We start from the raw sequence: 14077 nt of genomic DNA, 5'->3' as shown, positions 1-14077 counted from the left end.
GAAAGGAGCTTCCTTCTCCGTCAATGCAACGGCATCTGCACCCCGAACATGATGGTCTGATTGTTCTGGTTGCTGCCGTCGATCTGGTCGTCGTATTCCAGCCGTATCATCGCGCCGCCCCGGTATTGCCAGTTCACGCCGAAGCCGATCAGGTAATGATTGCGGGCCAGCCGATCGACCGCGGCGCGGTAATACGGGCCGGACAACAGATCCGCGTAGCTCATCGTCGCCTCACTGGCGCTCTGGAAGTCGTGGCCGAATTCCACTCGCAGCTGGGGCATGACCACGCTGTCGTCGCGCTTGAAGGTATAGCCGGAAAGCAGGCCTATGCTGCTGGTGCTGGTGCTCACCGTCTGGTTTTGATAGTGCAGCGCATAGATTGCATCGCCATGTTCGGTGTAGCTATTCAACTGTCCATGGGCGAGGTCAATGCGACCGTAGGGCGAGAGTCTCCATGCGTCATGATTCCATAGATAGCCGGCCGAGAACGATCCGAACCACTGCGTGCCATCGCGACGGCCGGCGACCGTGTTGCCGTCGGCTGTGATCTGGCGCTGCGTGTCGAACGAAAGCCACTGATAGCCCAGCACACCATCCACAAAGGTGGCGGCGCCCGGGTTGTAGCTGGCATACATCACGAGGCTGTAGCTGTTCGAGTCATTGCGAGCGTCACCGTGGCCGATAACGGTGTCGTTATGCCCGTAGCCGATGCCACCACCTACCGCAAGCGATGAGGTGATGCGCTTGTCGATGCCGCCGCTCACGCCACTGGTATTGAAGCCGAAGCCGCTCATGCTTTGGCTCGAGCTGCGCGACCCGAAGTTGATCGCGCCGCCGGTCCAGAGCCCATAGCCGTCCGGCAAGCCCGATGTGGTCGAGCTGGTGGAAGCCGTAGGCTGCTGTGGATCTGCCCAGTAGCGTCGATTGAGATCCGCGGGCATGTTCTTGAGCTGACGCATCTGTTGCTGGAACTGCATGCTGTCGGAACTGAAGCTCAGGCCGTTCTGGAAGCCTTCGCCGCCACCGTTGTGCAGTACTTCCAGGCGCTGCTGGAAGTTGTCGATCTGGCCCAGCGCGAAGCTGCGGGTGGCGTCCACTTGCGCCGCCAGCATGCCTGTCACGGTTGGGTCTTTGGACGGATCCGGCCGTGCCGATACCGCGATCGTCACCATGGCCGGGGCAGAAACGGCATACGCATTGCTCAGGGTGAACGTTACGACGGCGGTACCGCTGAAAGTCGGCGTGCCGGTAAAGGTCAGCTGGTAGCCGCCAGATGCCGCTTGTATCGATGCCGTGCCCGCTGATGCAGGGGAAAGCGACACTAGCGACGCACCGTTGAACGGACCGCCTTGAGCGCCCTGAGTGAGGTTCACCTGCAGGGTCCGGCCGGCCACCATGGCGGCCGTTTGCGCGATCGCTACGGGGATCGGGTTGGTGTTGATGGTGACGGTGATCGGCGAAGACACGCCGAAAGGATTGGCCAAGGTATAAATCAAGCTCGCCTTGCCCGATGCGCCGGCTGTCGGGGTGAAGACGATATGGGTTCCCGACACCACGGCCTGGCCCGTGGATGGCTGCTGCACGATCGTCACTGCCGTGTACGGTGCACCGGTGGCACCTTGCGTGGCGTCGATCGTCAACGGTTGATTGTTCAGCGTGGTCACGCTTTGCGCCGGTGCTGTAGGCACAGCCAGTGGCGTGACGGTGATGGTGACAGTCGCTGCCGCTGACGTGCCACCTGGTCCGCTGGCGGTATAGGTCAGCGTATCGGTACCGAAGAAATTGCTGTTCGGTGTGTACACGATGGTCAAGCCGCTGACATTGGCAGTGCCGTGCGAAGGCGTGCCGGCGATCGCGATGCTGCTGACGGGGCCGCCGGTATCCACCGACGTTACCGCGATCGTTACCGCCTGGTTTGCTGGCGTGCTCGCCGTGTCGTTGCCGGCGATCGGTACGGCTTGCCGTACGTTGACCGTATAGCTCTGCGAGGCCGTGAAGTTGTTGCCGTCCTTGGCGGTGACGGTGAACGAGAACGTGCCATTGGCTGTTGGCGTGCCCGACAACATGCCTGCGTTGCTCAACGTAAGACCAGCGGGCAGGGCACCCTGGGTGATTGTGTAGGTGTAGCCGCCCGCACCTCCGCTCGCACTTATTTGCTGGCTATAAGCCACTGCCTGCTGTGGATTGGGCAAGGTGGTTGGCGCAATCGCCAAGCTTGGTGCGTTGATGTTCAGCGTGTAACTGCGGGTTGCCGTAAACGGCGCACCGGTACCGGTGCTGCTGTCCGTCGCGGTAACGGAGAACGTGTAGGCACCGGCTACGGTCGGGGTTCCCGACAATGCACCAGTGTTGCTCAAGCTGAGCCCCGCTGGCAGGCTGCCCGTGGACACGGCGTAGTGATAAGGCGCCGTGCCGCCGCTGGCGGTAAAGCTTTGCGTATAAGCGCTTTCCGCTGTTGCCGTCGGCAGCGTGGATGAAGTTGGGTTCAGGCTTACCGTCGGCGCACCGATGGTTAGCGTATAGGCCTGGCTGCCGGTAAAGCTGTTTGCATCCGTGGCAGTCACGGTGATGTTGAACGCACCGGCTGCGGTGGGTGTACCGGTCAGGGCGCCACTGCTGCTCAGCGACAGGCCGGCGGGCAATGCGCCCGAGGTGACGCTGAAGCTGTAAGGCCCGATGCCACCGCGCGCGCTCAGTTGCGCGGAGTAGCTTGTACTGACCATGCCGCTCGTAAGCGTGGCGGGCGTCAGAGTGATCGTACTGGCGTTGACCGTGAGGCTGTAGTTGGCGGTCGTGGAGAACGGTGCGCCAGTGCCGGTGGAGCTATCGGTCATGGTGACCGCAAAACTGAAATGACCAGTCTGCGTAGATGTCCCGGAAAGCACGCCGCTACTGGATAGGCTCAAACCGGCAGGCAAGCTGCCGCTGCTTACTCTGAACGAATACGGCGAAGTGCCGCCAGCGCCGCTGAAGCTCTGCGAATACGCGGTGGCATAGGTGGCAGTGAATGCCGAGTTGTTGGCAGGTGTGATCGACAAGCTCGCCGCATTCACTTGCACGGTGTAGTTGAAGTTGTGCGTATACGGCCCGGCGCCACCGCTGCTATCGGTGACCTGCACCACGATCGGGAAGGAACCGGCTTGCGTAGGCGTGCCCGACAAGGTGGCCGTGCTCGCATTCCAGCCCATCCCAGCGGGCAAGCTGCCGCTTTGCGCGTAGGTGTAGGGTGCGGTGCCGCCGCTGGCGCTGAAGCTTTGCGAATAGGCCGCGCCAACGGTTGCGGCAGTGATGGACGCGGGCGACAAGGACAAGGTGGGCGCATTGATGGTGACGCCGGTATAGGTTTGCGTGGCGGTGTTGCTAGCCGCGTCCGTCACCTTCACGGTGAACGTGTACGATCCGCCCGCCGTCGGGGTGCCAGCCAGGGTGCCGTTGCTGCTGAGCGTCACGCCTGGCGGCAAACTGCCAGCATTCAATGAGAAGGTGTAGGGCGCATTGCCGTTGCTGGCGCTGATGGTTTGGCTGTAACTCGTACCCACCGTGCCATTCGGCAAAGTGGTGGGACTGATCACCGGGTTCGATGCGGTCACAGGCAACGTATAAGCGCGGCTGCCTGTGTATGGCCCGGTGCCACCGCTGCTATCTGTCGCAGTGATGGTAAAGCTGTAATTGCCGAACACCGTGGCTGTGCCGCTCAACGTACCGGTATTCGCATTGAGTGTGAGGCCGGTGGGCAGGGTGCCGCTGGTCACGGCATAGGTATACGGCGAAGTGCCCCCGGTGGCCGTGACGGTTTGGCTGTAGCTGCTGTTTTGCGTGGCGTTCGGCAGGGTCGAAGGCGATACCGTGATGATCGCCGCGCTGATGGCTACGCCGGTATAGCTTTGCGTGGCGGTGTTGCTCGCTGCGTCGGTCACCTTCACAGTGAAGTTGTAACTGCCACCGGCCGTTGGCGTGCCTGATATCAGGCCACCGCTGCTGATGCTCAAACCCGGCGGCAGGCTGCCGGCCGAGATCGAGTACGTATAGGGCGCATTGCCGTTGCTGGCACTGATCGTCTGGCTATAGCTCACGCCCACCGTACCGTTGGCTACGCTCGCGGTGGTGATCACCGGGATCGATGCGGTCACTGCCAAGGTGTAAGCGCGGCTGCCGGTATACGGTCCAGTACCCGTGCTGCTATCCGTCGCAGTGATGGTGAAGCTGTAATTGCCATATACCGTCGGCGTACCCGTCAACGTGCCGGTATTCGGATTGATTGTGAGGCCGCTGGGCAGGGTGCCGCTGGTCACGGCATAGGTATACGGCGAAGTGCCCCCGGTGGCCGTGACGGTTTGGCTGTAGCTGCTGTTTTGCGTGGCGCCCGGCAGGGTTGATGGCGATACCGTGATGATTGGCGCGCCGATCGTTACGCTGGTATAGGTCCTGGTGGCAGTGTTGCTTGCTGCATCCGTCACTTTCACGGTAAAGGTGTAGCTGCCGCCGGCCGTGGGCGTGCCTGATATCACGCCACCGCTGCTGATACTCAAACCCGACGGCAGGCTGCCGGCCGAGATCGAGAACGTATAAGGTGCATTGCCGCTGCTGGCACTGATCGTCTGGCTATAGCTCACGCCCACCGTGCCGTTGGCTACGCTCGCGGTGGTGATTATCGGCGTTGAGGCAGTGACCGCCAGCGTGTAATTGGCGCTGCCGCTGTAGGGGCCGGTGCCACCGCTGCTGTCGGTCGCGGTGATGGTAAAGCTGTAATTGCCGTACACCGTGGGTGTGCCGCTCACTGCACCGGTATTCGCATTGAGCGTGAGGCCGCTGGGCAGGGTGCCGCTGGTCACGGCATAGGTATACGGCGAGGTGCCCCCAGTGGCTGTGACGGTTTGGCTGTAGCTGCTGTTTTGCGTGGCGCCCGGCAGGGTTGATGGCGATACCGTGATGATCGGCGCGTTGATCGTTACGCCGTTATAGGTCCTGGAAGCGGTGTTGCTTGCCGCGTCGGTCACCTTCACGGTGAAGTTGTAACTACCGCCGGCCGTAGGCGTGCCTGATATCACGCCGCCGCTGCTGATACTCAAACCAGTCGGCAGGCTGCCAGCCAAGATCGAGAAGGTATAGGGTGCATTGCCACTGCTGGCGCTGATCGTCTGGCTATAGCTCACGCCGACCGTGCCGTTGGCTACGCTCGCGGTGGTGATCGTAGGTGTCGATGCGGTGACCGACAAGCTATAGGCGCGACTGCCGGTGTACGGCCCGGTGCCGGTGCTGCTATCGGTCGCGGTGATCGTAAAGTTGTAATTGCCGTAGACCGATGGCGTACCGCTCAGCACGCCGCTGCTGGAAATCGAAAGGCCGCTGGGAAGGCTGCCGGCGGTTACGGCATAGGTATAGGTCGAAGTGCCACCGCTGGCGGTGATCGTCTGGTTGTAGCTGCTATTTTGCGTTGCACCCGGCACGGTCGTCGGCGATACGCTGATGGTGGGGGCGGCTACCGTGAAACCTGAGTAGGTCTGGGTGGCGGTGTTGCTGCTGGCATCCGTGGCCTTCACCGTGAAGCTAAACGTGCCACCCGCTGTGGGCGTACCCGTGATCGCGCCGCTTGAGGCGCTGATACTCAGCCCCGCAGGCAGCGCGCCAGCGCTGATCGTATAACTGTAAGGTGAGGTGCCGCCGCTGGCGCTGACCGATTGGTTATAGGCTGCGCCGACCGTGCCGTTGGGCAAGCTGGAGGGGGAAATGCTTATGCCTGCATTGGCAACGGTGAAACCGGAATAGGTTCGGGGAACCGAAACGACACCGTCCGACAGTGTGACGGTGAACGAATAGCTACCGGCTGTCGTAGGCGTGCCCGATAAAACGCCACCGGTGCTGAGGGTCAAACCCGCCGGCAAGCTCGTTGAAGTAAAGCTGTAGCCGGAGGGTGTGCCGCCAGCGCCGGAGATCGTCTGGTTGTAGGCGGTGCCTACCGCGGCATTAGGAAGACTGGTTGTGCTGATGTTGAGGATGCTGATGGTTTCTACATGCCTGCTAGTGCTGCTATTGGCATCCACCCAGGTATATGTATCGCTAGTGGCCCCATCCCCATTGTTTTGGTAGGCCAGATATTGATCGCCGTTGCTGACATTGGTGGCAGTGCCATGCGCGGTATTGACTACGTCGTTGCCTGTGGTGGTGCTATCAGGGTAAAAGGCCGGAAAGTACGTGCCCAGGCCGCTCGTGAAGGGACACTGGTAGGTGTCAAGCGTGGCCGAACCGCCTGCAGGCACTTCGAACGAGGAGGGGCAGCCGGTCAAATTGCCGGCATGCGCCGTGGCCGGCATCCAGGAAAGCGCGCTCAGGCAAAGCACCAGCATCAGCCGGCACAAGGCGGAGGCCATGCGGGCGGAAGCCCAGGTTGCCCCGGTGAAAATGTTTGTAGGGCAGTCTTGCGCACGACCCCCCACACGCGGGGAGGTGAAACCCGGCGACATCAGCCATGCGAAACCCCCAATACCGCGACCTGTTGCGCTTAGGCGCAGCCAGGCACTCCCTACGGACTGCCGATGCAGCTTCATCACTCTTCCCCTGTTTGATGCGCGGCTTTACAAACGGCGCGCAGCGAGCGATAAACGTATAGCTTTCAGATGTGACGCGCGTCACGGTTGAAGTGGCGCGCCCGCACTTTAGCACTACCCAGGCATGTTGCGTCATGACCGGTATCGCAAGGACGCCGGCTTCAGGGGGGAACGGCCCGGGTTCCACCATCCAGCCACAAGGGGATCACGATGTCCGACTACTATCTTGGGCAAATCATGCTGACCGGTTTTGGCTTTCCGCCGCGCGGTTTCGCCCAATGCAACGGGCAGTTGCTGCCCATCAACCAGAACACTGCCCTGTTTGCCCTGTTGGGCACCCAGTATGGCGGCAACGGCACGGTCACTTTCGCCTTGCCAGACCTGCGGGGACGCACGCCTGTGGGCGCCGGCACGTCAGCCGATGGCTCCTGGCAACCGGCGCCCTATGTGATCGGTGAGCCGTTGGGGGTGGAATCGGTGACCCTGCTCACGGCCAACCTGCCTGCGCACAACCACAGCGTGGCAACCAGTACGCAAAACGGCACCACCCGCAACCCGACCAATTCGGTCTACGGCGCCTTTGCCAACGAGGCGATCTACGCCAGCGCCGCCTCAGGGCTATCGCCCCTGAATCCAGCCCAGGTGCAACCCGCTGGCGGCAACCAGCCGCACAACAACATGCAGCCCTATCTCGCGATCAACTTCAATATCGCATTGATCGGCATCTTTCCGGCACGCGGCTGAATCAACCCCTGCATCGAGGTGACCCATGAGTGTTCCATTTGTAGGCGAAATCCGCCTGTTCGGGTTTTCGCGCGTTCCTACCGGCTGGCTGCCCTGCGATGGCAGCGTGCTACCCATTTCCAACTTCGAGGTCCTGTTTGCGCTGATCGGTACCACCTACGGCGGCAACGGCACGACCGCCTTTGCCGTGCCTGATCTGCGCGGCTCAGTGCCTTTGCATCAGGGCACGGGCCTCGGATTGAGTCCGCACCCGCTGGGGCAGGTCGGCGGGACCGAAGGGGTCACGTTGCTGTCGGGTGAAATGCCGCAACATACGCATATCGCCAATGCGACCACCACCACGGCCAACGCCAACACCCCCGCAAACACGCTGGTGCCAGGAACGCTGGGCGGCACCGATACGATGTATTCCGCCGACTTGACCGGTGCAACGGCTTTTACGATGGCGGCCAATGCCGTGGGCTTTACCGGCGGCAACCTGCCGCACGACAACACCATGCCCACTCTGACTGTGCAGTATTGCATCGCCTACAACGGCATTTTCCCCTCCCAATCGTGATCCGAGGCCAACATCCATGACACAGCCATATATCGGTGAAATCCAGCTGTTCGGCTTCAATTTCGCACCGTTGAACTGGGCTTTTTGCAACGGCGCCACCTTGGCCATCTCGCAAAACACCACACTGTTTTCTCTGTTGGGCACCTTCTACGGCGGCAACGGCCAGACCACGTTCCAGCTCCCCAACCTCGTCACGCGCGGTGCCTGCAATCAAGGACAAGGGCCTGGGCGCACTTCACGCCTGATGGGCGAAACCTTTGGCGAGGCTGAGGTCGCCCTGCTCACCAATGCCATGCCTTCCCACAACCACGGCTTCCAGCTCTTCAACCAGACCGATACAACCAAGCGCACAGCTGGCCCCACCACCAACAGCGCCCTGCAATTGCCCCACCAGGCCGATCCGTTTCCGCCGCAGGGCACCGTTCCCAACGGTACTTTTGCGCCGACCATGCTGGGCGTGACCGGCCAAAACATCCCGCACGAAAACCGTCAGCCGTCTCTTGCCATCAACTATTGCATCGCGTTGGTTGGCGTTTTTCCGCAATTTAGCTGATGCAGATCGACGCAAGCCTGCCGGCGTTTCCACCGACGTCGGAGCCGATCCCCGCGTGCGCCTCGTTAGGCGCACGCGGCATTGGTCTGCGGTGCGCCACGCCCGAGGATCTGCCGTTCTTGCGGCAACTCTATGGCGAGCTGCGTGCCGACGAGTTGCGTATGACAGGATGGCCTGCCTCCGCCTGTGAGGCCTTTCTCGGCAGCCAGTTCGCGCTGCAACATCGGCATTTTGTGAGCTACTACGCCGACGCTGATTTCCTGATGGTGGAGAGCGGCGGTACGCTCATCGGCCGCTATTATCTGCTGAGGCAGAACACGTATTTCACCGTTGTCGACATTGCCCTGCTGCCATCGTGGCGCGGACGCGGTATTGGCGGCGCGTTATTGCAATGGGCGCAATCCCTGGCGCATGCCGGTCAGGCTTGCGGTATCGATCTGCACGTGGACGTGCGCAATACGGCGGCCCATCGGCTCTATGCACGCTTAGGTTTTGTCGATGTCGAACAGGAATCGCCCTATATCCGCATGCGCTGGGAGGCGAATCCTCAGTTGAACACCGCCTGATACAGAAAGCCATCCCGGTTACGCGCGACGGCTACCAGGAAAATGCCAAATTCGCCCAGGCTATCGTGGTGCATCGGATAAATTTTTTGCGGAAACACAATGGCTGCGCCGTTGTGGAAGACCAGGGAGAAGGGTGCGCGCACCATGCCCGGGAGCATCGGCGTGGCTAGCGGTTTTATTTCCACCAGCATGAAAGGCGTGCGGCTCTCACCCATGTCGACGTGAAACGTTTCGTTGAGATGCGGGGCGAAATCTTCCGCGGACAGGAAACGCATGGGTGACTCCTCCGGTGAGCTTGGAATGCGCAGTTTCACATAAATGCACGCGTTGCGTGGAGCGTCGCGTTTGCCTGGACGTCAACTCGTGAGGCCGGGATCGCTCGGCTCAATCTGAACTGCTGCTTGCACCCCCTGATGGGGACCCCATGACTTGCCGCAGCGTTGGGGCTATCGTCCCTATCCAATGCGATACGCGACGCAAAGGAGTAGCCATGAGCGTGTTCGGGAAAGTTTGGGCAAGCACAGCGGCAAGCTTGGGCCTGGGAATTGGCTTGCTGACGGTCGCCGTGCCGTCGCAGGCCCAGTATGAGCCACGCTATGACCAAGGCCCGCAGGTGTATTGCGCCAGCAACGATGGTCGTTTTGCCCGCTGCCAGGTGCCATGGCGCGATGCGGTGCTGGTCCAGCAGATGTCGAAGACGCGCTGCGTGCGCAACCAGACCTGGGGCTTCGACGGTTACGGCATCTGGGTGAATAACGGCTGCCGCGGCGAGTTTTCGCCGGCGCGCGGCTGGCCTCCGTATGGCGGGCCGGGGCCGGGACGTCCGCCCGGTTGGGGCGGGGACAGGCCGCAGCTGCAAGTGCGTTGCGAAAGCCGTGGCGGCAGCTACCAGCTTTGTCCGGTGGATCTGCGCCGTGACGACTCGGTGCGCATCGTCAACCAGCTTTCGGGCGCCGATTGCCGGCAGGGCCGGAGCTGGGGCTGGTCGCGTGACGGTATCTGGGTGGATCGCGGCTGCCGCGCCGATTTCGTGATCGAGCGTCGTTACTGACGGCCAAAGAAACAACGCTGGAATCATCCAACCAATCAAAAGGGAATTCGTTATGCGCCGCTATCTACTCCTCGGTTTGCTGCTTGCATGCTTTGCAGCCCATGCCGATTCTTCGCTGCGCGTGGGCGACAAGGTACTGACCATCGGCGATTCCGCGGCACGCGTGCAGGAGTTGATGGGGCAGCCGGTGGTGAGAACCTTTCTGGACCAGCAGGATGGCGGTCTGCCGGATCATCAGCTGTCGCGTGGCGAGCAATGGCAGTACGCGCAAGACAACAAGACCATCATCGTCACCATCGTCAATGGCAAGGTCACCGATTTCGAAACGCAATACCATTGAAGGTGGCGTGGAAGGCTCGGATTATCATTCCAGCGCACGCGCACAGGCTCTAGCATGCCGATTCCGATGCTCGCTACCGAACGGCTGAATCTTCTCGGTGTTACCGAAGCGGATGCCGAAGCGTACGAGCATCACTTTGTCGACTACGAAGTCATCCGGCATTTGTCGGCTGAAGTGCCGTGGCCGTTTCCGGCCGGCGGGGTGCAGGCGTTCATTCGCGATCAAATCGTTCCCGTGCAAGGTCAGGACCGTTGGGTGTGGGGCCTGCATCGTAAAAGCGTCGATGGCTTGATCGGGACCATCGACCTGCGCCGCTATGGCGAGCGGAAAAACCGCGGGTTCTGGTTGGGGCGGGCTTTTTGGGGCCATGGCTATATGACCGAAGCGGTGATACGCGTGAATGATTTTGCCTTCGATGAACTAGGCTTCGAGCGGCTGATATTTGCCAACGCGGTAGGCAACGAGCGTTCGCGCAACATCAAGTTGCGCACGGGAGCCAGACTGGTGGGTTTGACGCCGGGAGCGTTTGTGGACCCGGGCTATACGCGGCAGGAGATTTGGGAGTTGACGAAGGAACAGTGGGTGGCTTGGCGCCAGCTGTAGGCTGGGATGACAATCCCAGCATGGCGAGCTTGCATGCTGGGCAAAGCTGGGATTGTCATCCCAGCCTACGTGTTGTGCCTCACGCTATATGCTTTGCCTTCACCCACTGCTGCCGCACCGGCAAGGTCCGAATCCGCTCCCCGGTCGCGGCAAATATCGCGTTGGTAAGGGCCGGCGCAATCGGCGGCAAGCCGGGTTCGCCCACGCCGCTCAGCGGCACCGAGAAATCATCCGCGCCGACCATGTGCACATGGATTTCGCGCGGGGCTTCGTTCATGCGCAGCACCAGGTAGTCGTTGAAGTTGGACTGTTCGCTGCGGCCGTTCTTGAAGCTGATCTCGCCGTGCAGAGCCAGGCCGATACCCATGATGACCGCGCCTTCCAATTGCGAACGCACGCGCTCCGGGTTGACTTGCGGGCCGCAGTCGATGGCGATGTGCACGCGCGGGATGCTCAGCTTGCCGTCGGGGCCGGCTTCCACTTCGATCACCGCGGCGGTATAGCTGACGAAGCTGTAATGGGCGGCCAATCCCAGTCCGTGTCCCTTGGGCAGTGCGCGACCCCAGTTGGCCGCAGCCGTGACGGTTTCGATCACGCGTTTCAGGCGCTTGGTGTCGATCGGATAAAGCGCCGGATCCTCGCTATAGTTGGAGAACTCCACTCGCGACGTCGGTACATACCGTCGATCGGGGCCGATCAGTTCGAGCAGGAAGTCGCGATGATCGCGCCCCGCAGCATGCGCCAGTTCCGCCACGAAGCTCTGCACACCGAAGGCATGCGGGATGTTGTACACGGAGCGAAACCAGCCGATGCGCGTATGCGCCTCCACTGCCGGGTTCTCGACGCGCACGTTGGGAATGGCAAAAGGCAGGTCGATCAGGCCCTGGCTCAATTCAAAGGGTTGTTCATGCTTGATGCCGGGCATGAAGGTGGATTGGATGGATGGCGCCGCCGTGCGGTGCAGCCAGCCGGCAACTTTGCCGGAACCGTCCAGTGCCGCTTCCAAATGCTCGGCAGATACGGCGTGGAAGTAGTCGTTGACGATGTCGTCCTCGCGCGTCCATAGCACTTTCACCGGCTTGCCGGTGGCCCTGGAAAGCAGGGCGGCTTCCACCACGTAGTCGGGTTTGGATTTGCGTCCGAACCCGCCACCCAGCAGGGTGACGTTGACGGTCACATTCGTCACCGGTATCCCCAGCCCCTTGGCGACTTCCTCGCGCACGGCCTGGGGTGCTTGCGTGCAGGCCCATACCTCGCATCGGTCGCCGGCGACTTTGGCTACGGCGGAAGGTGGTTCCATGCTGGCGTGGGCCAGGTGCGGAATGTAGTAATCGGCGCTGACGCGCTTGGTGGCTGCGCTCAATGCCTGGTCGACATTGCCATCGTTGCGCGCGACCTCGCCGGGTTTGCGATTGGCCGCTTCGAGCTGTGCGCGATAAGCGACTGAGTCGTAGTGGGTGTTCGGCCCGCTGCTCCAGTTGATCTTCAACTGTTCGCGCGCCTTGATTGCCACCCAGCTGTTATTGGCGACGACAGCTACACCGCCCAGCGGCTGGAAACCCGACGGCAACGGTGTGGCTGCCAGCGTGAGCACTTTCACCACGCCAGGCATTTTTTCCGCGGCACTGCCATCGAACGAAGCGAGCTTGTCGCCGTACACCGGCGGGCGTGCAATGACCGCGTAAAGCATGCCGTCCAGGCGCGTATCGATCCCGTAGTGCGCACTGCCGGTGACGATGTCGTGGCCGTCGATCAACGGCGTCTTGCCCTTGCCGATGTAGCGGAATTCCGTTGGCGACTTCAGCGTGAGCGTATCCGGATGGGGCGCGGGCAGGGCGGCCGCCTTGCCCGCAAGTTCGCCGAAGCCGAGCTTGCGGCCGCTCTTGGTATCGACCACTTCGTGGATGCTGGCCTTTACCTGAGCTGCAGGCACGCCCCATTGTGCGGCGGCGGCCTGTTCCAGCATCGTGCGCGCTGCAGCGCCGGCGCGACGCAGAGCAGCGAAGCTCTGGCGCAGACTGCGCGAGCCGTCAGTGTCCTGGTTGCCGTACTTTTCTTCGTCGCCCGGCGCCTGCCGCACTTTTACGCGCGGCCAGTCCGCGCCAAGTTCATCGGCCACCACCAGCGCCACGCTGGTGCGCACGCCCTGGCCCATTTCCGAGCGGATGCACACCACCGTGACAGTACCGTCCGGCGCGATTTCCACAAACAGGTGCGGATCGTCGCGCAGGCCGTGTTCCTGGCCTTCGCCACCGTATTCTTTCTTGGGTGTTTCCGCCGCACGCGCAAGCGTGGGCAGGCCAAAGGCCAACAACAGGCTGCCGGCGCCGAAGCCGAGCAGGAAAGAGCGGCGGCTTTCGTTGCAGATTCGCAAGTTGTCCTGGCTCATGCCGCGCTCCCTTCGCCGGCGGCGAGCTTGATCGCGTCACGAATGCGCGTATAGGTACCGCAGCGACAGATGTTGCCGGACATGGCAGCGTCGATGTCGGCATCGCTAGGTTGCGGTTTGCTTTTCAACAGCGACGCGGCCTGCATGATCTGGCCGGCCTGGCAGTAGCCGCATTGCGCTACGTTGAGGGTCATCCATGCCCGCTGTACCGGATGGCTGCCATCCGGCGACAAGCCTTCAATGGTGGTGACTTGCTTGCCGGCGGCGGCAACCACCGGCGTGATGCAGGAACGCACGGCGGTGCCATTCAGATGCACGGTGCAAGCGCCGCACAAGGCCATGCCGCAACCGAACTTAGTGCCGGTGTAGCCCAGCGTATCGCGCAGATACCAGAGCAGGGGCATGTCCGGCGGGCCGTCAAACTGATGCTCGTGACCGTTGATACTCAGGGTGAGCATGGCGAACCTCTTCAGGCTGGCTGGGGGCGGGGAATGGCCAATGTACCGCGAAGCGCCGGGCAGAGACACGACAGGCCCGCACGGCCGCCAGCTGACTGCCACGATGGTGGGCTTTCTTGCCCGATCCTGCGCGCTGTGAACATAGGGCGAGCCGAACACCCCCTTCCACCTCCACGTGGAACCCGCCATAGTGTGCCAGCGTGGAAACGCGGAACAGGGGAAGGCCAGGGATGAAGGGGGAGCACGCCGGGCTTGGCGTGCGCACAAGA

11 protein-coding genes are annotated in these 14077 nt (G+C 61.9%); 7 read left to right on the top strand and 4 right to left on the bottom strand.

The window, feature by feature from the left end:
• Positions 1-20: 20 nt before the first annotated feature.
• Positions 21-6368, bottom strand: coding sequence for a putative Ig domain-containing protein (locus QQJ96_RS00175; protein WP_284329849.1), 6348 nt, complete (start codon positions 6366-6368; stop codon positions 21-23).
• A gap of 387 nt (positions 6369-6755) precedes the next feature.
• On the opposite strand from QQJ96_RS00175, the gene QQJ96_RS00170 reads away from it, so the two are divergent.
• From QQJ96_RS00170 to QQJ96_RS00155, 4 genes are read left to right on the top strand one after another with little or no spacing between them, the layout of a single operon-like run.
• Positions 6756-7289, top strand: coding sequence for a phage tail protein (locus QQJ96_RS00170; protein WP_284329848.1), 534 nt, complete (start codon positions 6756-6758; stop codon positions 7287-7289).
• A 25-nt stretch (positions 7290-7314) separates the two neighbouring features.
• Positions 7315-7848 (top strand): phage tail protein, encoded by a 534-nt coding sequence (locus QQJ96_RS00165; protein WP_284329847.1) that lies wholly within the window; start codon positions 7315-7317, stop codon positions 7846-7848.
• A 16-nt stretch (positions 7849-7864) separates the two neighbouring features.
• A complete protein-coding gene (locus QQJ96_RS00160; RefSeq protein ID WP_284329846.1) occupies positions 7865-8401 on the top strand; it encodes a phage tail protein in 537 nt (178 codons plus the stop codon).
• Positions 8401-8967 (top strand): GNAT family N-acetyltransferase, encoded by a 567-nt coding sequence (locus QQJ96_RS00155; protein ID WP_284329845.1) that lies wholly within the window; start codon positions 8401-8403, stop codon positions 8965-8967. The genes QQJ96_RS00160 and QQJ96_RS00155 overlap by 1 nt, the downstream gene beginning before the upstream one ends.
• Here QQJ96_RS00155 and QQJ96_RS00150 read toward each other — a convergent pair.
• Complete coding sequence (locus QQJ96_RS00150) at positions 8949-9242, bottom strand: DUF6916 family protein (RefSeq protein ID WP_284329844.1); 294 nt, start codon at positions 9240-9242, stop codon at positions 8949-8951. The two genes, QQJ96_RS00155 and QQJ96_RS00150, sit on opposite strands and share 19 nt — an antisense overlap.
• Positions 9243-9457: 215 nt before the next feature.
• Between QQJ96_RS00150 and QQJ96_RS00145 the strand changes: the two genes are divergently transcribed.
• The 3 genes from QQJ96_RS00145 to QQJ96_RS00135 are packed head-to-tail and all read left to right on the top strand — an operon-like array spanning position 9458 to position 10961.
• On the top strand, positions 9458-10018 hold the full coding sequence (locus QQJ96_RS00145) for a DUF3011 domain-containing protein (protein WP_284329843.1): 561 nt from the start codon (positions 9458-9460) through the stop codon (positions 10016-10018).
• Between the two features lie 52 nt (positions 10019-10070).
• Positions 10071-10358 (top strand): DUF2845 domain-containing protein, encoded by a 288-nt coding sequence (locus QQJ96_RS00140; RefSeq protein WP_284329842.1) that lies wholly within the window; start codon positions 10071-10073, stop codon positions 10356-10358.
• Between the two features lie 54 nt (positions 10359-10412).
• Positions 10413-10961 carry a GNAT family N-acetyltransferase gene (locus QQJ96_RS00135; RefSeq protein ID WP_284329840.1) on the top strand — a complete coding sequence of 183 codons (549 nt, stop codon included), beginning with the start codon at positions 10413-10415 and terminating at the stop codon, positions 10959-10961.
• Positions 10962-11040: 79 nt separating this feature from the next.
• On the opposite strand, the gene QQJ96_RS00130 is transcribed toward QQJ96_RS00135, so the two are convergent.
• The gene (locus tag QQJ96_RS00130; protein WP_284329839.1) at positions 11041-13350 is read right to left on the bottom strand and encodes a xanthine dehydrogenase family protein molybdopterin-binding subunit; all 2310 of its coding nucleotides are present in this window, start codon (positions 13348-13350) and stop codon (positions 11041-11043) included.
• Entirely contained in the window at positions 13347-13808 is a 462-nt protein-coding gene (locus tag QQJ96_RS00125) for a (2Fe-2S)-binding protein (RefSeq protein WP_284329837.1), read from the bottom strand. Before QQJ96_RS00125 ends, QQJ96_RS00130 begins: the two co-directional genes overlap by 4 nt.
• Positions 13809-14077: the final 269 nt, after the last annotated feature.

Source organism: Dyella flagellata, assembly GCF_030160275.1.
In the GTDB taxonomy this organism is placed as follows: Bacteria; Pseudomonadota; Gammaproteobacteria; order Xanthomonadales; family Rhodanobacteraceae; genus Dyella_B; species Dyella_B flagellata.
The sequence above is the reverse complement of the archived record's forward strand: the minus strand, read 5'-3'. Positions and strand labels throughout refer to the sequence as shown.